Below are 16,610 nucleotides of genomic sequence, written 5' to 3'. Positions count from 1 at the left end.
GCTGCAATAAGGTGCCGAAACAGTGAAGCTTTTCTCATGTCAGTGCTGCCAGCAGGCTCTGTATTTCGAAAATATTGCGTGTGAATCCTGCCATCATCCCGTGGGCTATCTTCCCGGTTTGGCAACGCTGACTGCGCTGGAACCGACCGGAACGGGCCGCTGGCACCCCGTGGAAGAACAGGTCCAGCATGCAGAGCTCGTCTACTGTGCGAACCATGCCTATGACGCCTGCAACTGGCTGACGACGCCAGACAGATCCGGCAGGGCCGCCATCTGCTTTGCCTGCCGCTTCAACCGGACAATTCCCAATCTCGACAATCCGAAAAATCTCGAACGCTGGCGGAAGATAGAAATCGCCAAACATCGGCTGTTTTACACGCTGCTTCGCCTCAAACTTCCAATCCGGAGCCGTTGGGAAGACCCTCATAACGGCTTGGCATTTGATTTCCTGGATGATGCCGCAGACGGCTCTGCTCCCATTATGACCGGCCATAACAACGGCCTGATTACTTTAGCCATCCGAGAAGCGGATGACGCTGAACGCGAGCGGATGCGGGTAGAGATGGGCGAGTATTACCGCACGCTTCTCGGCCATTTCCGGCACGAAATCGGACACTATTACTGGAATGTTCTGGTCCGGGATGCAGGGCGTCTGGAGAGTTGCCGCGCAGTGTTCGGCGATGACCAGCAGGACTATCAGGAGGCCCTGCAAAATCATTACAACAACCCACCGCCGGAAGACTGGCGGGAACGGCATGTCAGCATGTATGCGACGTCCCATCCTTGGGAAGATTTTGCAGAAACATGGGCCCATTACCTCCATATCGTTTCCACTCTGGAGACCGCATGGGCCTATGGCGTGACCATTCACCCCGTTCTGCCGGATGCATCACCCCTCTCAACCAACGGCCCCGGAAACGATCCGTATCTGACGTCCACATTTGACGAAATCATGGAGGCCTGGGTCCCCCTGACATCAGCGGTTAACAGCCTTAACCGCTCCATGGGCCTCTCAGATTTTTATCCCTTCGTGCTGACGTCCGGGGTGCGGGAAAAGCTGGCGTTTATTCACTCGCTGATCCGGGAGACACAGGCGCTCGGCTAGGAAACCGCCTTTCCTGTCCCGAATTGGCGCGTGCGCATCTGCCGAGCCTGATGGATGAAGTACAGTTTGGCTCCCGTCATACGGACAGACCTGAACACAAGATAAACCGGCGCGGTCAGCGCCGTGCGGGACGAAAGCGGAATATAGGTAATCTGCCCCGCATGGTGCTGCTGCATGGAATGGGGAACGACCGAAATCCCCAGCCCCCCGGCGACAAGACTAAGGGCCGCCATGAGTTGCGGTCCTTTCTGCCGGATATTGGGCATAAAACCTGCCCCGAGGCAGGCATCCACGATCGTCTTATACAGACCGTTGTTGTATTGGCTTTGATAAAGAATGAAGTCTTCATTCTCCAGATCAGCCAGCCTCAACCCCTCTGGAGGAGGGTTGACCGCAAGAGGATGTGCTTTGGGCACAGCCACAACCATAGGCTCTTCCAGAATTAACTCCACCATAACGTCCGAAACATCCGGGATGGACGCACGGACAAACGCGACGTCCACCAGATCGTCTCGCAAGGCGCCGAGCAACTGACTTGAATTTCCCTCTGTCAGGCCAAGCGTTACATCCGGCCAGCTTTCGCGAAAATACCCCAAAACGGCTGGTAAACTGGGATGGCACATCGCGGAATTGGTGAAACCGACAGATAGCTCCCCGCTCTCGCCCCGCACGACACGACGGACATCTTCAACCGTCTCGTCCACACGGTCGAGAATGTCATAAGCCCCTTTGAGCATGCTGCGTCCGGCAGCCGTCAGGCGCATCCCTTTGGCATGACGCTCAAAAAGTTGAACACCCATGGTTTCTTCACAGGAGCGCAACATCCGCGTCAGAGGAGGCTGCTGAATCCCCAGCCGTTCTGCGGCCCGGGTCAGGGTGCCTTCCTCCGCGATAGCAACAACGGCGCGGAAATGACGGAGCTCAACCATGCGATACCTTTAAGGTATGATGAAACCTGTATGGAAATATTGGATCTAACAGTTTTCCTCTCTAAAGTCCGCACGCCTTCTCACATACGGACAGACAGGACGCTCCCATGACCGACAAGATCCCCGCTACCCTGCTCGCCGGTGATGGTATCGGACCAGAAATCATGGCGTCTGTCACGAAAGTGCTTGATGCTCTGGGAGCGCCTTTTGTCTGGGACCATCAGAGCGCAGGCATGGGCGCTCTGGAGAGCCTGGGAAGCGCCCTGCCTGATGCGACGCTGGCAAGCATCGCCCGTACGGGCCTGGTGCTGAAAGGCCCGTTGACAACGCCTGTTGGAAAAGGCTTCCGCTCCATCAATGTGACACTTCGTCAGCAGTTCGATCTGTATGCGAATGTTCGTCCGACGCAGACAATCGTGCCAGGCGGTCGTTATGAGAACGTCGATCTGGTCGTGATCCGGGAAAACGTTGAGGGCCTTTACGCCGCCATGGAACACTACATGCGCGTTGGGGACGATCCGGAAGCTGTGGCATACGGCGCCGGATTCAACACGAGAGCGGAATGTAACCGGATCGTAAGATTTGCATTCGAATACGCTGTGAAGAACGGCCGCAAGAAGGTTACGCTGGTTCACAAGGCCAATATCCTCAAGATCCTGAGCGGCATCTTTCTGCATGAAGGCCGCCGCGTAGCCGCAGAATATGAAGGCCGCGTGGAGCTTGAAGAGCGCATTGTCGATGCCTGCGCGATGGAACTTGTCATCAAGCCAGAAAATTACGACGTCCTCGTCACGACCAATCTTTTTGGCGATATCCTGTCTGATCTGGCTGCGGGGCTTGTCGGCGGCTTGGGCATGGCACCAGGCGCGAACATTGGTGAGAAAATGGCTGTTTTTGAAGCCGTTCATGGATCGGCACCCGACATTGCAGGCCAGGGCATTGCTAATCCGCTCGCACTGATGATGGCAGCCAGCATGATGCTGGCTCATGTGGGACGTCAGGACCTGTCCGCCCGCCTTGATGCCGGCATGAAGCAGATCCTGACGACAGACAATATCCGCACCCGCGATCTTGGCGGCACGGCCACAACAGAAGACGTCACGCAGGCCCTCCTGCGCGCCATTCACTGAACAGACGACACGACCAGCAGGGAACACACATCATGAAACAGGTTGGACGCGATCTTCTGGGCAGCCAGCGCGACCTGTCCGTTGACGGACAGACCTATCGCTATTTCTCCCTTCCCGTGGCCGCGGAGAAAATCGGGGACATTTCCCGCCTTCCCATCAGCCTCAAGGTTCTGCTCGAAAACGTCCTGCGTTTCACGGACGGCACGAGCTACAAAGCTGAAGATGCTCAGGCCATTGCAGGCTGGCTGCAATACGCGGGTTCAACGCAGGAAGTGCCGTTCAAGCCATCCCGCATTCTGATGCAGGATTTTACAGGCGTTCCAGCTGTCGTCGATCTGGCCGCCATGCGCGATGGTATTCTGGCGCTCAATGGAGACCCGCGGAAGGTCAACCCGCTTGTGCCGGTTGATCTTGTGATCGACCATTCCGTCATGGTCGACGTGGCAGGACGTGCCGATGCCCTTCAACAGAACGTTTCTCTGGAATTCGAGCGGAATGGCGAACGTTATGCGTTTCTCCGCTGGGGCCAGCAGGCATTCGACCAGTTCCGCGTTGTGCCGCCGGGTGCAGGCATCTGTCATCAGGTCAATCTGGAATATCTGTCCCAGGTTGTCTGGACCAGCACGATTGATGGCGTGACCTACGCCTATCCGGACACGCTGTATGGCACGGATTCCCATACCACCATGGTCAATGGACTAGGTGTTCTGGGCTGGGGCGTTGGTGGCATTGAAGCCGAAGCCGCGATGCTCGGCCAGCCAATTTCCATGCTCATTCCGGATGTCGTCGGCTTTCGTTTGGACGGCAAACTTCCCGAAGGCACCACAGCTACAGACCTCGTCCTGACCATCACGCAGATGCTGCGCGCCAAGGGCGTTGTCGGCAAATTTGTCGAGTTCTATGGCCCCGCACTGGACCACCTGCCTGTCGCAGACCGCGCGACCATTGCCAATATGGCTCCGGAATACGGCGCAACCTGCGGCTTCTTCCCGGTCGATGCGCTGGCACTGGATTACCTGCGCCAGACCGGCCGCGACGAACACCGTATTGCACTTGTCGAGGCCTATCTGCGGGCGCAGGGCATGTTCCGTGATGCGTCCACGCCAGAACCGGTCTTTTCCTCCACACTCTCACTGGATCTCAGCACCGTTACGCCGTCCCTCGCAGGACCGAAGCGTCCGCAAGACCGTGTAGAACTGCGCTCTGCCTCTGAAGCTTTTGAACAGGCCCTGACGGAGACTCTCGGCGTCAAACCGGAAAATACCATCGTCACCGCTCCGGTCGCTGGAACGGATTACGCGCTGGAACATGGTTCGGTCGTTATCGCGGCCATTACATCCTGCACCAACACGTCCAATCCGGCCGTTCTGATTGCCGCAGGACTGGTTGCCCGTAAGGCACGTGCATTCGGCCTCAAGCCCAAGCCATGGGTCAAAACCTCGCTCGCGCCAGGGTCGCAGGTTGTGACCGATTATCTGGATCGTGCAGGCCTAACGGCAGATCTGGATGCCTTGGGCTTTGAAACCGTTGGATATGGCTGCACGACCTGCATCGGAAACTCAGGTCCGTTGGCCCAGCCGATAGTTGATGCCATTGAGGGACATAACCTCGTGGCGACATCCGTCCTGTCCGGCAACCGGAACTTTGAAGGCCGTATTTCACCTAATGTTCGCGCGAACTACCTTGCAAGCCCGCCACTTGTGGTTGCTTACGCACTGCTCGGGACGATGCGTCAGGACATTACGACAGCCGTTCTGGGTCACACGCCGGGCGGCAAGGCCGTCTATCTGAAGGATCTCTGGCCCTCCAACCATGATGTTGCAGAACTGGTTGGGTCCGCGGTTACCCGGGATGCCTTCGTTGAGCGGTATGGTCGTATCACGGAAGGCACGCCGGAATGGCAGGCGCTGGGAACAGCCAGTGATTCAGCCACATTCAAATGGCAGCCTGGCTCCACATATGTGCAGGATCCACCATATTTTTCTGGCCTGACAGCTGACCCACAGACAACGAGTGACATTTCAGGCGCACGCGTTCTGGCGCTGCTTGGTGACAACATCACCACCGATCACATCTCGCCTGCCGGCTCCATCGCGACGTCCTCTCCAGCGGGCGAATATCTTCAGGAACATCAGGTCGCGGTTAAAGACTTTAATTCCTATGGGTCACGCCGCGGCAATGACCGCGTGATGGTCCGCGGCACCTTCGCCAATATCCGTATCCGCAATGAAATGGCGCCGGGTACCGAAGGTGGCATGACACGTCATCAGCCGGACGGGGCACTCATGTCCATCTATGATGCGGCCACGCGCTACGCTGACGAAGGAACACCTCTTGTCGTGTTCGGCGGCAAGGAATACGGCATGGGCTCATCCCGCGACTGGGCCGCGAAAGGCACGCGTCTCCTTGGTGTCAAAGCCGTCATCGCCGAGAGCTTTGAGCGCATTCACCGTTCAAATCTTGTGGGAATGGGCGTTCTGCCACTGACGTTCGAACCTGGAACGACGCGCAAGACACTGAATCTGGATGGAACCGAGACCATCAATATTGCGGGCATCAGTGATCTGACTCCTCGCAAAACATTGGTTATGACCATCACCCGTTGCGATGGCACACAGGAAAACGTTCCCCTCCTGTGTCGCATCGATACGGTGGACGAGGCAGATTACTATCGCCATGGCGGCATCCTGCCTTACGTCCTGCGCGGTATGGCTGCGGCCTGAACAAAAAAGGCTCTGCCCCCGACAAGGGGACAGAGCCAAAGCAGGAAAATACCGGGCTTCAGGCTGTAAGAGACAGACCTGCGTTGTTCTGAGCGGCAAGTTTGTACGGTCCGCCAGCTTTGATCTGCAGAGCAAGAATGGCAATGCTATTGGAAGGACGGCTACCAAGCGGCAGAAGGCCACGACCGGCTGTCCAGCGCATGTTACCCTTCTCCGGATTGCTCCAGCCTTCCAGCGTCTCAGTCTTAAGATGAGCTGTAATCCGGTGAGTACGGCTCTCTTCAAACAGAGTGATATCACCAATCAGAACGCCGAGGTTGCGTCGGTCATCTACAAACGGGCCGATAACGTCACTCGGGCGGCTGGTTCTGGAGACAATCCGCACGCTTTTAACGTTGGCAGGGATCATGAACATGACACGGTCATTGGCTTCACGGGTCTTGCGAATAACCGTGCCGGTGTCCGTCACCAGGTGAAGATCGGCATCGTCCGTAAGAGGTGCATCTTCGGAAACCGTCTCTGAGCAGACCTTGCTGGCACGCGCATCAAACTGGTGGAATAGCGGCTCCACAAACTCGCGCCTGACATCCAGCGGCGCATTACCGTCTTCAGCCCATGTTTTAGCACGGCCACCCAAGGCGACGACATTGCCGCTTTGAGCAAATGAGCGACGATTTCCTGTATCCAAATAGCTCTCTGTAAGAACGCCATTCGCGGTGATAACAGAGTGCTGCTCCGTCTCTACATGGTAATAGTCGTAAGACGTGATGCTCTTGTCGTAAAAAATGGAGCGACCGTTTACGAGCATCCGCACAGGTACGAATTTACCGTCGAAGAACAGGCAATGCTCAGCAGTGATCAATAGGTCTTCATAGGGAACACCATCTGAGATGGCATCCTTGAGAACACGCACCGGATAACCGGCTTTGTCATCAGGCAATCCTGGGCAGACAAAGGCCTTTTTGGTTCCAACCCACACGACCGGACGATTTACTTCGGCCTGCGCCAGCCAGTCATAAACGGTAACTTCATCGCCAATGCAGATATCTTCAACAGCGACCTCTCCCTGTGCAGTGCGGACCATTGATCCCCGTAAAAAGCACACGACAACCAGTGTTCTCAGATAAGTTTTGCCGTTGATCGTCGAAACCGTGAAGGTCGTTCCTTCATTCGCTGCCGGGAGTTGGAATGAAGATGTTCCGGAAATGGGTACGCCTTGATTGGTCAGTGTATAAACGCCGTTCTCATACGTATAGCCGTCTGCCGTCAGGCCGCTGAGAATGATTGTATCATTTTCTTTAATATTCGTAATGTAACTAATAATACTTGGCGTTGTTCCTGCTGCAATTTCAAGCGTTCCACCGCCGCCTTCGTCGAACTGGATAAGGCCTGTTGTTGTGGTAGCATAACCACCAAGGACTACAGTGCCGCCATTACCAATAATTATCTTCGATCCACTAGTGATCGAAACTGAGTTATCGAGAGATAGAGATCCCCCTCCACTCACTGTGACTGCTGCACTTTCGGATGCAGTTCCAATTGTCCAATTTGAGGCAGTTACAACAGAATTATTATCTACAATAACACTTCCTGTTGTTGCTTGACTTGCATCTGGAACAGGAAGGCCAGTATAAAATGCCGCCCCAGATATTTTTCCAGAATTATCTATAGTTACTACGCCATTCTGTGCACTGACGACAGACTGGCTACCCCCTGTTGGGGTAAAAATTACTGACGCTACCATTGTTTTCTCCTGCCTCTAGCCAGATGAGATCTGCAACTCACCGCGCCTGTTTTTTTGAAGCATGAGAATTTTGGCCACCACTCCCATATGGTAGTGGATGTTTGCTTTTTTTTGAATATTTTTGTCTGATGATTCCGGCTTCAAAAGAAAGAATCCATCAAATGGAAAATCATATTTTTATTACAAAAAATATCTACAAAACTATTGAAGACCGTTCTGAATGGAATGAATCCTTAGTAAATATAGCAAAATACTGCACAGATAGCAGTTTTGGCGGCGCATCTTTAATTCCATTAGACGAAGATATGTCTGAATGGCGGTTTGGCTCGAATCAAGATCCGAAAACAGAAGAATTATATTACAATCACTGGCGAAACAAATCACCTCTGTCTGTCTATACAAGAAAAAAAATAGAGAATGACTTCCTGTATGTTGATGATAGCTTCTTATCTGACAAACAAATCGACAAAATACCGTTTTACATGGAATTTTTAAGGGAATTTGGTGTTCGAAGAATACATCATGCCATGTTCAAAACTGAAAATGGGAATAGGTTTCTACTGTCTGTACAGTCTCCAGACGGATTAACAATACAATCAAGCGCAATCATCAAGCAAAACCTGACACGAATAATTCCGCACATTATTCAAGCAGTTGGAACCGGAATCTCCTTTAACAAGAGCAAGAATTTTCATGAAATATTTGAGAATTCCTTCAAAGAAATGCCGTTTGGAATTGCTCTGATTAATTCAGAAAATAAAATTGTATATGCGAACAACAACCTAATCCGGATGGAATCCGATGGAATTTTTATAAAAAACAACACGATCCAAGTGAAAAGCTCTGATGGCAACAGTAAATTTTCTCGCCTTCTCTCTGGATCCGGCGATATTCACAATCCCATAAAAATAAAAACCGAAACAGATAAGATTTTTTTTGCAAAAGTAATAAATGTTTCATCCAAAATGGAACAAACAAGAATGGTTATTTTTTCCATTCACAGAGTCAATTCTGAAACGGAAGCTATTTTGAGCAACCTTTTCCTTACAGCGTCTCAATCAAAAATTGCCTGCCTGATCGCGAATGGAAATTCCATTAAGGACTCTTCTTTGAAAATGAATATCACCGAAGGAACTGCCCGACAGATGGTCAAAGATATTTTTGTCAGGTTAGGCGTCAATAGCCAGAGCCAACTTACGGCTTTTGTTAAGAATATCAGCTTTATAGCCTAGTTTTATTACACACCCCTGCATCAATAGTACTAAAATGATGCAGAGGCAGATTAACAGATCTTCTTATACAGCATCCACTGTCACAGCTGACGGTGCATTTTTCTTAACGGATTCAATCCCGGCATTCCGCGCACTTTCACTGCTGTAAGCCTGACTGCTACCAATCACCTGCCCGTTTGAAGCCTTCAGATTGAAGAATGGCTTTCCAGACGCTGAAATCTTACGCTCATAATGGGCGTCGTCAGGGGCATGCTTCTGAACGGAAGCAATACCATTCACCGCACTGGCTTTTTGCTTGTACCCTTCACTGGCAAGAATATTCTCTCCGTTAGCTGCTTTCAGGCGGAAACGATATTCGCCAGCAGTGTCGGTATAGAGTTCAAATTTTGCACTCATGATCGAGCTCCTTTCAGAACAGCATTCATCAGCAGACCCCGCATACCAGATTCAAGAAGACCTGCTGCTCTGAGCCTGCCACAAAAAGTGCTGAAAAATCGAGTCTGCTCTCAAGCCCGACGGGCAAGTGCCAGCTTAAGACTGAACAGCAAAAAAACACTGCCGGTTAGACGGTCCATACGTCGTACGACAGTCGGGCTGGACAGAAAGCGTCCAAGGGGAATGGTCAAGGCGACCAGCAGTCCAAGCCATGCAAAAGACAGCAACGCCTGGATGGCGGTTAGCAGAAGCGAAAATTCGCGCACGTTGACATGGGGTGGAATGAACTGCGGCATAAACGTCATGTAAAAGACGCCAACCTTCGGGTTCAGCAGATTGCTCAGCAAACCGCGCCGAAAGGCCAGTCCTGCCTCAGGACGGTTCGTCGGCTGCTCAACGGCTGCTTCAGCCTCTTCTTTCGACAAGGATGATCGGGGATGTAGAAGCAGCTTGATGCCTATCCATCCCAGATAAAGCGCGCCCGCCCATTTGACGGCTGTGAATGCCGTCTCTGATGCCGCCAAAAGAGCGGTCAGGCCAAAAGCTGCTCCCAGGCCCCAGACGCCAAGCCCAAGACAAATTCCCAGAACGGCTGCCAGCCCGGCTTTCCATCCAGACGTCGTGGCCGTTCGGAGGGTCATGGCGGTATCCAAGCCCGGCGTAATGGTGAAAACGGCGGCAGTCAGTGCGAAGGCAAGGAGGGGAAGCAGATAAGGATGCATGGCCTGAACCATATACATCCTTTTCCTTCTCCCCAAGGCCTCACCAATTATGCCTGCACAGGCAAGCGGATCAGGTAGTCAAAGGCAGACAGGGAGGCCTTTGCGCCCTCACCCATGGCAATGACAATCTGCTTATACGGCACTGTCGTCGCATCACCCGCAGCGTAGATACCCGGCACTGATGTTGCGCAATGATCGTTGATCACGATCTCACCATACGGGCTCAGATCCAAGGTCCCCTTCAACCAGTCCGTATTCGGCAGCAGACCGATCTGAACGAATACGCCGTCCGTCTTGATGTGGTGCAATCCGCCATCAGCGTCGCTGTAAGTCAGGCCCGTGACTTCCTTGCCATCACCTTCGATCTTCGTGGTGAGCGCACTCATCAGAACCGTGACATTGGGCAGGCTCAGCAACTTATCCTGCAACACCTTATCCGCCTTCAGATGCGCACCGCGCTGCAAAAGCGTAACGTGTGAGACGATATTTGCCAGATCAATTGCAGCTTCAACACCGCTATTGCCGCCGCCCGTCACAACAACAGGGCGCCCCTTGTAGAACGGGCCATCGCAATGTGGGCAGTAGGCCACGCCCTTGGTGCGATATTCCTCTTCACCCGGAACACCTAGCTGGCGCCACCATGCACCGGTTGCCAGAATAACCGTCTTGGAATGCAGGCTCGCCCCACTTTCCAGAGCGATCTCATGCAATCCACCAATCTGAGCCGCCGGAACAAGTTTTGCTGCTTTCTGGGACGCGATGATCTGCACGTCGTACTGGCGCACATGGGCTTCAAGCGCAGCAGATAGCTGTGGGCCTTCTGTTTCCTTGACGGAAATGAAGTTCTCGATGCCAGCCGTATCCATCACCTGACCACCGAAACGGTCCGCAACGAGGCCCGTCCGCAAGCCTTTACGTGCAGCATAAATCGCTGCGGATGCACCCGCCGGGCCCGCGCCCAGTACCAGAACATCAAATGGTGCAACGTCGTTCAGCTTGGCAGCCGCACGCTCAACAGAAGACGCATCCAGCTTTGCCAGAATATCCGCGACTTCCATGCGACCAGAGGCAAATGGCTGCCCATTCAGATAGACCTGCGGCACAGACCGAATGCCAAGGCGTTCGACTTCTTCCTGAAAATCCGCCCCATCAATCGCGACGTGATGGATTTTTGGATTCAGGACGCTCATGGCGTTCAGCGCCTGCACCACATCCGGGCAATTCTGGCAGGACTGGGAGAAATAGGTCTCGAAATGGAAATCTCCGTCCAGCGCTTTGATCTGCTCGCCAAGATCAGCGTCGATCTTGGGCGGATGACCGCTGACCTGAAGCAGCGCCAAGACCAGCGAGGTAAACTCATGCCCCATCGGGAGGCCAGCGAATGTCACGGCTTCAACCGAACCGGCCCGGCGAATCAGGAAAGATGGGCGGCGGGAAGCAGTTCCGGCGTCGGAGAACGTCACCTTGTTGGACAGGCTGGCCATGTCTTCCAGCAATCCACGCACTTCGGCGGAGCGCTCGTCGGTGCCAAGGGTAGCTTCCAGCACGACGTCACTGCGCAGATATTCCATATAGGCGCGCATCTGGGTTTTCAGGTCGTCCTGAAGCATCGTTTTCTCCAGCAATTTAAAATTGGTGAAATCTTGAAGAGCCCTGTCCCGATGAAGGGACAGGGAATGGTGAGGCGATCCCGCCTCACCCGGCAAAATCAGATCTTGCCGACGAGGTCGAGAGAAGGCTTCAGCGTTTCGCCGCCTTCCTTCCACTTGGCCGGGCAGACTTCACCCGGATGCGTGGCGACATACTGTGCAGCCTGGATCTTCTCCAGCAGTTCCGTTGCAGAGCGGCCAACGCCACCAGCCGTGATTTCGATGTACTGAACCTTGCCTTCCGGATCGAGCAGGAACGTGCCGCGATCAGCCAGGCCAGCTTCTTCGATCAGAACACCGAAGTTGCGGGAGATCACACCCGTCGGGTCGCCCAGCATGGTGTACTTGATCTTGCCAATAGCCGGGGACGTGTCGTGCCAAGCCTTGTGCGTGAAATGCTTGTCCGTGGAAACGGAATAGATTTCAACGCCCAGCTTGTCGAAAGCGGCCTGATTGTCGGCCAGATCTTCGAGTTCCGTCGGGCAGACGAACGTGAAGTCTGCCGGATAGAAGAAGAAGACGGACCACTTGCCACGGACGTCTGCATCCGTGACCGTCAGGAATTCGCCGTTGCGGAATGCATCGGTCGAGAACGGGGCCAGTGTGGAGTTAATGCGAACCATCAGAAGGTCTCCTGCTTTGTCGCTCGTGTTAGGTTGCGGAACCTATGTCCCACAAAATGAGAAGGTCAGGAAACAGTTCCTGTCAATATGATTGATCGGTCAAACCGAACAGAGATCAAACCCTCATCACCACTACCTATTTCATATCAGCCCCACTGACCAGTCCTTCAAGCCCACTGACGACGAAAGGCTTCCAGCTTGCCCAGATAGATTTTGCGCTGCGCCGGACTGATCCAGGCGGCCTCAAAACTGTTTCGCGCCAGCGTCAGAAGATCGTCTTTGCTCAACGCGCCATCGCCCTGCGCCACGACAAGGCTCTCCGCCACATAATTGCTCTTCATGTAGGCGGGATCATCAGACGCGACCGTAACTTTCAGACCCTGATCCAGCATTCCGCGAATGATGTTGATGTTTTCACCATTTTCCCGCAGCCAGCCACAGGCAACCGGGCAAACAGTAAACGCTGTGCCTCTGCGTTTTGCCACAGCCACCAGATCCGGACGCTCCAGAATATTGCCGCCATGATCAATGCGGTCTGCCTGAATGTCTTCCAGCACCTGCCGGATGTGTTCATGCGTATCGAGCTGGTTCAGGTCACAATGCATCGTCAGGTGAAAACCGGCTTTACGGGCACGGGCAAACACCTCCCGGAATTTGTCAGGGGGATTGTTCTTCTCGTCAGAGTCCAACCCAATGCCGACAATATGCTGACGGTACGGAAGCGCTGCCTCCAGCGTCTTCATGGCAGACTCAGCCGTCAGTTCCCGCTCGAAGCAAAGAACAAGCTGGGAGTCGATCTTCAGATTGCGGCGGCCATCAGCCTGCGCCCGCGTGAGGCCATTCATAACCGTAGCGAACGGAATGCCACGATCTGTATGCATCTGCGGATCGAAGAATATCTCCGCATACAGCACATTCTGGGAGGCTGCTTTGGTCAGATAGGCATATGTAAGGTCATAGAAATCCTGCTCCTTGAGCAGAACGGTTTTGCCCTCGTAGAAAATCTTCAGAAAGCTCTGAAGATCGTGGAAGTTATAACTGGCCCGCATGTCTTCAACCGTGCTGTACGGCAGGGAGACACCATTGCGCTGGGCCAGACGAAACTTCATTTCCGGCTCAAGCGTGCCTTCAATATGCACATGCATTTCGGCTTTTGGCATTGCATAGATGAAGCGGGTCAGGTCATCGCCCGCTCCATCTGAAGCTGCCACAGCCGATGCACGCCCGGTCAAAGCGATACTGGCTGAAAACAACATTGTATTTGCCAGAAAGAACCTGCGCCCGAACGTCATCCTGTTTTCCTTTAGCGTTTACGCGGCATCCCCCTGCCCACGACTTTCGCAGGGAGAATGTTGCGCATCCGCTCCGATAACAAGGAGAGAAAACAGGATAGACCGCACGTTAATTTAGATCAGGCCGTCAGACCGCCATCTACCGGGAGGGACGCGCCCGTAATGTAAGAGGCAGCAGGGCTTGCAAGGAAGCCTACGAAATCCGCAATATCAGCAACCTTGCCGTAGGAATTCGTCGCGGTGAAACTGCTGATCAGGGCCGCACCTTCGCCGTCGGCTGGGTTCAGATCCGTATCAATCGGACCTGGCTCGACCACATTAACGGTAATCCCCTTTGGCCCAACATCACGCGCTACGCCGCGGGCAAAGCCTTCCAGAGCCGCCTTGGTGGCGGAGTAAAGGGAAATACCCGGGAAAGGTGCGCGGGCACCGAAAGCAGAGCCGATGTAAATCAGGCGGCCACCCTGCCCCAGATGTTTCACAGCTTCCATCGTCTCGATCATAACGGCACGAACATTCAGGTTCAGCACCTGATCGATCTGCTCAACAGTCATCTGATCGATCGGCCCGTAAGGATAAATCCCGGCGTTACAGACGAGTGCATCCAGCCGACCAAATGTTTCCACGGCCTTCGTGACAACAGCGCGGTTACCTTCCGCTGTTCCGCCATTGGCCCTGATGGCAACAGCCTTGCGGCCCTTGGCTTCAATCTTGCTGACGATATCCGCAGCAGCCTTTTCGTTGCTGGCATAAGAGATCGCAACGTCATATCCGTCTGTGGCGAGACGAAGGGCGATTGCGGCCCCGATACCACGGGAACCACCGGTCACGAGAGCAGCGCGCTGTGTCATGGAGTCTTCATCCTTGCTGTGGAAATTCTTTGAAACCTTATACGCTTCGTCAGCAGATGTGTCTTGCCAAGGCCGATGACGCTTTCATGCAAATATAGGAAAAACCGCACTTCCATATTTTGTTGTTCGGTATTATCTATAATTCATGAGTTACGTTCCCCTTTCCGGCCTGTCCCTTCGGGACATCGAATATGTCGTGGCAGTGGATGACCTGCGCAATTTCTCCCGCGCGGCAGAACGCTGTGGTGTGAGCCAGGCGGGCCTTTCAGAGCAGGTCCGTAAGCTGGAGCAGCTTCTCGACGTTACGCTGTTCGAGCGCTCGCGCAGGCATGTCGCCCCCACACCTGATGGAGAGCGCCTGATTGCGCTTGGCCGTGAAGTTTTAACGGCAGCCCGGAATCTTCTGGAAGTCGCACGGACGCGCACCAGCCCCCTGGATGGCATCCTGCGTCTGGGCGTCATCCCGACGCTTGGCCCGTACTATATCCCCGGCACGCTCCCCCATTTGCGACAGTCCTATCCGAACCTGAATCTGCGCCTGACAGAAGGAACGACGGATACGCTGGTCCAGTCTCTGCGAAACAACGAACTCGATCTGGCTCTGATGGCGCTGCCTGCTCCGTCGGAGGCACTGGAAGCCCTTCCTCTTTTCGAAGAGGCTTTTCTGGGGGTTTTTCCAGTCACGCACGAACTGGCTGGCAAGAACAGGATCTCCCTGAAACAGCTGGGTCGACCTGATCTTCTGTTACTGGAAGACGGCCATTGTCTTCGCGATCAGGCGCTGTCCATCTGCCCAACCATTCCCAGACAGCGCGAAACCAGACTGGCCACAAGCCTGGAGATGCTCTGGCACATGATTGGTGCAGGCGAAGGCTTCTCGCTCATTCCCCGGCTTGCTCTGCGCAACCGGATGGATTTTGAGAACCTCATTACCGTCCGCCCCCTTTCCGAACCCGAAGCAAGTCGGACAATCGGCCTCGTGTGGCGCGCCTCAGATCCACGTGCCAGCACATTCCGGGAACTTGGCATCTTTCTACGGCAGGCCACCCCCGAAGGATGCAAAATGTATCCGGCATGAACCCCGTGAACATCGCGGCGTTTTTGTAAAATAACGCGTTTTCCGGACGGCTTTATCCCGGGAAGCCAAACACTGCTGTAGGCCTGCGCCACAAATATGGCTGAGAAAGTCGCAATGCGTATCGACAAAAGACGCGCCGCGTGAAGAACGCTCTGATTGGTACATTCCTGCGGTTGCCGGGTGCACCAGAAACATCAGGCCCTCTTCCAGGCATCCGGATTGATGACCCGGCACTCGCTGCGGTTCTGGATTTCGATATTCCGCTTCTGCTGCTCCACGAGGGAACAACGCTGGGCGACAGCCCGGTCTGGGATCAGGACCGCGACAGGCTCATCTGGTCAGATGTCATCTCACGCAGAGTGATGGCATGGCACCCAGACGGCCATGTCCACACCATTATTGATCCCACGTGGTTCATCAACGGCAATGCCCTCCTCCCGGATGGCACGCTGGTGCATTGCGAACAGGGACGTCGCTGCATCAGTCTTTCACAGGACGGTCAGGAAACCCTACCCCTCGTCACGCACTATCAGGGCGGCCGCCTTAACGCCCCAAACGCCATTATCACTGGCCCCAACCATACCCTCTGGTTCACCGACCCAATCTTCGGCATCCACTCTGCAAGAGAAGGGTATATTGCGGCACCAGAACTTCCCCATCGCAGCGTGTATAGATACGATCGAAAAACTGGGGATCTGACGCGCATGGCTGATCTCGATCAGCCTGACGCTCTGGCATTTTCGCCAGACAGGAAAACCCTATACGTAACGGACACATCCAGAAAAATTGGCGGTCAAGGCTGTCACATTCATGCGTTTGATGTCGGCCGCCATGGAAAGCTGACGGGTAAACGCCCCTTCTATAGCACTGAAAATGGCGTCCCTGATGGCTTGGCCGTAGACCGTCGCGGATGGGTGTGGACCACCGCAGATAATGGGATTTACGTTATCGACGCTTCAGGCTGTACGCTTGGGTCCATCCCTCTTCCGTGGTCACCAACAAACTGCACATTTGGCGGCCCGGAGAGCAGGCGCCTCTTCATTACCTGCCGCGAAAAACTGGTGGCTCTGGATCTGAGAGACTAAATCCAGAGCGCC

Annotated in this window: 14 protein-coding genes; 6 read left to right on the top strand and 8 right to left on the bottom strand. The window is 54.2% G+C overall.

What is annotated here, in order from left to right:
• The first annotated feature begins 22 nt into the window (after window positions 1-22).
• Complete coding sequence (locus M2305_RS08615) at window positions 23-1,105, top strand: zinc-binding metallopeptidase family protein (protein WP_264649132.1); 1,083 nt, start codon at window positions 23-25, stop codon at window positions 1,103-1,105.
• Here M2305_RS08615 and M2305_RS08610 read toward each other — a convergent pair.
• Window positions 1,102-2,034, bottom strand: coding sequence for a LysR family transcriptional regulator (locus M2305_RS08610; RefSeq protein ID WP_264649131.1), 933 nt, complete (start codon window positions 2,032-2,034; stop codon window positions 1,102-1,104). The genes M2305_RS08615 and M2305_RS08610 overlap by 4 nt on opposite strands.
• Before the next feature lie 107 nt (window positions 2,035-2,141).
• Between M2305_RS08610 and M2305_RS08605 the strand changes: the two genes are divergently transcribed.
• Complete coding sequence (locus M2305_RS08605) at window positions 2,142-3,164, top strand: isocitrate/isopropylmalate dehydrogenase family protein (RefSeq protein ID WP_264649130.1); 1,023 nt, start codon at window positions 2,142-2,144, stop codon at window positions 3,162-3,164.
• A 32-nt stretch (window positions 3,165-3,196) separates the two neighbouring features.
• The gene (acnA, locus tag M2305_RS08600; protein ID WP_264649129.1) at window positions 3,197-5,887 is read left to right on the top strand and encodes an aconitate hydratase AcnA; all 2,691 of its coding nucleotides are present in this window, start codon (window positions 3,197-3,199) and stop codon (window positions 5,885-5,887) included.
• A gap of 58 nt (window positions 5,888-5,945) precedes the next feature.
• On the opposite strand, the gene M2305_RS08595 is transcribed toward acnA, so the two are convergent.
• The gene (locus tag M2305_RS08595) at window positions 5,946-7,631 is read right to left on the bottom strand and encodes a Hint domain-containing protein (protein ID WP_264649128.1); all 1,686 of its coding nucleotides are present in this window, start codon (window positions 7,629-7,631) and stop codon (window positions 5,946-5,948) included.
• Window positions 7,632-7,759: 128 nt separating this feature from the next.
• Here M2305_RS08595 and M2305_RS08590 point away from each other — a divergent pair, with 128 nt between their 5' ends.
• Window positions 7,760-8,863: a helix-turn-helix transcriptional regulator gene (locus M2305_RS08590; RefSeq protein ID WP_264649127.1), complete on the top strand. Its 1,104-nt coding sequence runs from the start codon at window positions 7,760-7,762 to the stop codon at window positions 8,861-8,863.
• Window positions 8,864-8,926: 63 nt separating this feature from the next.
• On the opposite strand, the gene M2305_RS08585 is transcribed toward M2305_RS08590, so the two are convergent.
• From M2305_RS08585 to M2305_RS08560, 6 genes are all read right to left on the bottom strand, one after another.
• Window positions 8,927-9,259 carry a YegP family protein gene (locus M2305_RS08585; protein WP_064274707.1) on the bottom strand — a complete coding sequence of 111 codons (333 nt, stop codon included), beginning with the start codon at window positions 9,257-9,259 and terminating at the stop codon, window positions 8,927-8,929.
• Between the two features lie 110 nt (window positions 9,260-9,369).
• Entirely contained in the window at window positions 9,370-10,032 is a 663-nt protein-coding gene (locus tag M2305_RS08580) for a LysE family translocator (protein ID WP_264649126.1), read from the bottom strand.
• A gap of 35 nt (window positions 10,033-10,067) precedes the next feature.
• On the bottom strand, window positions 10,068-11,630 hold the full coding sequence (ahpF, locus tag M2305_RS08575; protein WP_264649125.1) for an alkyl hydroperoxide reductase subunit F: 1,563 nt from the start codon (window positions 11,628-11,630) through the stop codon (window positions 10,068-10,070).
• A 98-nt stretch (window positions 11,631-11,728) separates the two neighbouring features.
• Window positions 11,729-12,292: an alkyl hydroperoxide reductase subunit C gene (ahpC, locus tag M2305_RS08570; RefSeq protein ID WP_046900770.1), complete on the bottom strand. Its 564-nt coding sequence runs from the start codon at window positions 12,290-12,292 to the stop codon at window positions 11,729-11,731.
• Window positions 12,293-12,459: 167 nt separating this feature from the next.
• Window positions 12,460-13,584: an adenosine deaminase gene (gene add, locus M2305_RS08565; RefSeq protein ID WP_264649124.1), complete on the bottom strand. Its 1,125-nt coding sequence runs from the start codon at window positions 13,582-13,584 to the stop codon at window positions 12,460-12,462.
• A gap of 119 nt (window positions 13,585-13,703) precedes the next feature.
• Window positions 13,704-14,435 (bottom strand): SDR family oxidoreductase, encoded by a 732-nt coding sequence (locus M2305_RS08560; RefSeq protein WP_211508288.1) that lies wholly within the window; start codon window positions 14,433-14,435, stop codon window positions 13,704-13,706.
• Between the two features lie 145 nt (window positions 14,436-14,580).
• Between M2305_RS08560 and M2305_RS08555 the strand changes: the two genes are divergently transcribed.
• Complete coding sequence (locus M2305_RS08555) at window positions 14,581-15,513, top strand: hydrogen peroxide-inducible genes activator (protein ID WP_086633398.1); 933 nt, start codon at window positions 14,581-14,583, stop codon at window positions 15,511-15,513.
• A gap of 140 nt (window positions 15,514-15,653) precedes the next feature.
• The gene (locus M2305_RS08550) at window positions 15,654-16,598 is read left to right on the top strand and encodes an SMP-30/gluconolactonase/LRE family protein (RefSeq protein WP_264649123.1); all 945 of its coding nucleotides are present in this window, start codon (window positions 15,654-15,656) and stop codon (window positions 16,596-16,598) included.
• Window positions 16,599-16,610: the final 12 nt, after the last annotated feature.

Source organism: Gluconobacter cerinus (genome assembly GCF_025961355.1).
Classification (GTDB): domain Bacteria; phylum Pseudomonadota; class Alphaproteobacteria; order Acetobacterales; family Acetobacteraceae; genus Gluconobacter; species Gluconobacter cerinus.
This window is presented reverse-complemented; position numbering and strand designations above follow the sequence as displayed.

Coding starts and splice junctions, on each gene's coding strand:
- add (WP_264649124.1), bottom strand. CDS start 13,584: ATGACGTTCGGGCGCAGGTTCTTTCTGGCAAATACAATGTTGTTTTCA.
- M2305_RS08605 (WP_264649130.1), top strand. CDS start 2,142: ATGACCGACAAGATCCCCGCTACCCTGCTCGCCGGTGATGGTATCGGA.
- M2305_RS08595 (WP_264649128.1), bottom strand. CDS start 7,631: ATGGTAGCGTCAGTAATTTTTACCCCAACAGGGGGTAGCCAGTCTGTC.
- M2305_RS08560 (WP_211508288.1), bottom strand. CDS start 14,435: ATGACACAGCGCGCTGCTCTCGTGACCGGTGGTTCCCGTGGTATCGGG.
- M2305_RS08610 (WP_264649131.1), bottom strand. CDS start 2,034: ATGGTTGAGCTCCGTCATTTCCGCGCCGTTGTTGCTATCGCGGAGGAA.
- M2305_RS08580 (WP_264649126.1), bottom strand. CDS start 10,032: ATGGTTCAGGCCATGCATCCTTATCTGCTTCCCCTCCTTGCCTTCGCA.
- M2305_RS08555 (WP_086633398.1), top strand. CDS start 14,581: ATGAGTTACGTTCCCCTTTCCGGCCTGTCCCTTCGGGACATCGAATAT.
- M2305_RS08585 (WP_064274707.1), bottom strand. CDS start 9,259: ATGAGTGCAAAATTTGAACTCTATACCGACACTGCTGGCGAATATCGT.
- M2305_RS08590 (WP_264649127.1), top strand. CDS start 7,760: ATGATTCCGGCTTCAAAAGAAAGAATCCATCAAATGGAAAATCATATT.
- ahpC (WP_046900770.1), bottom strand. CDS start 12,292: ATGGTTCGCATTAACTCCACACTGGCCCCGTTCTCGACCGATGCATTC.
- ahpF (WP_264649125.1), bottom strand. CDS start 11,630: ATGCTTCAGGACGACCTGAAAACCCAGATGCGCGCCTATATGGAATAT.
- acnA (WP_264649129.1), top strand. CDS start 3,197: ATGAAACAGGTTGGACGCGATCTTCTGGGCAGCCAGCGCGACCTGTCC.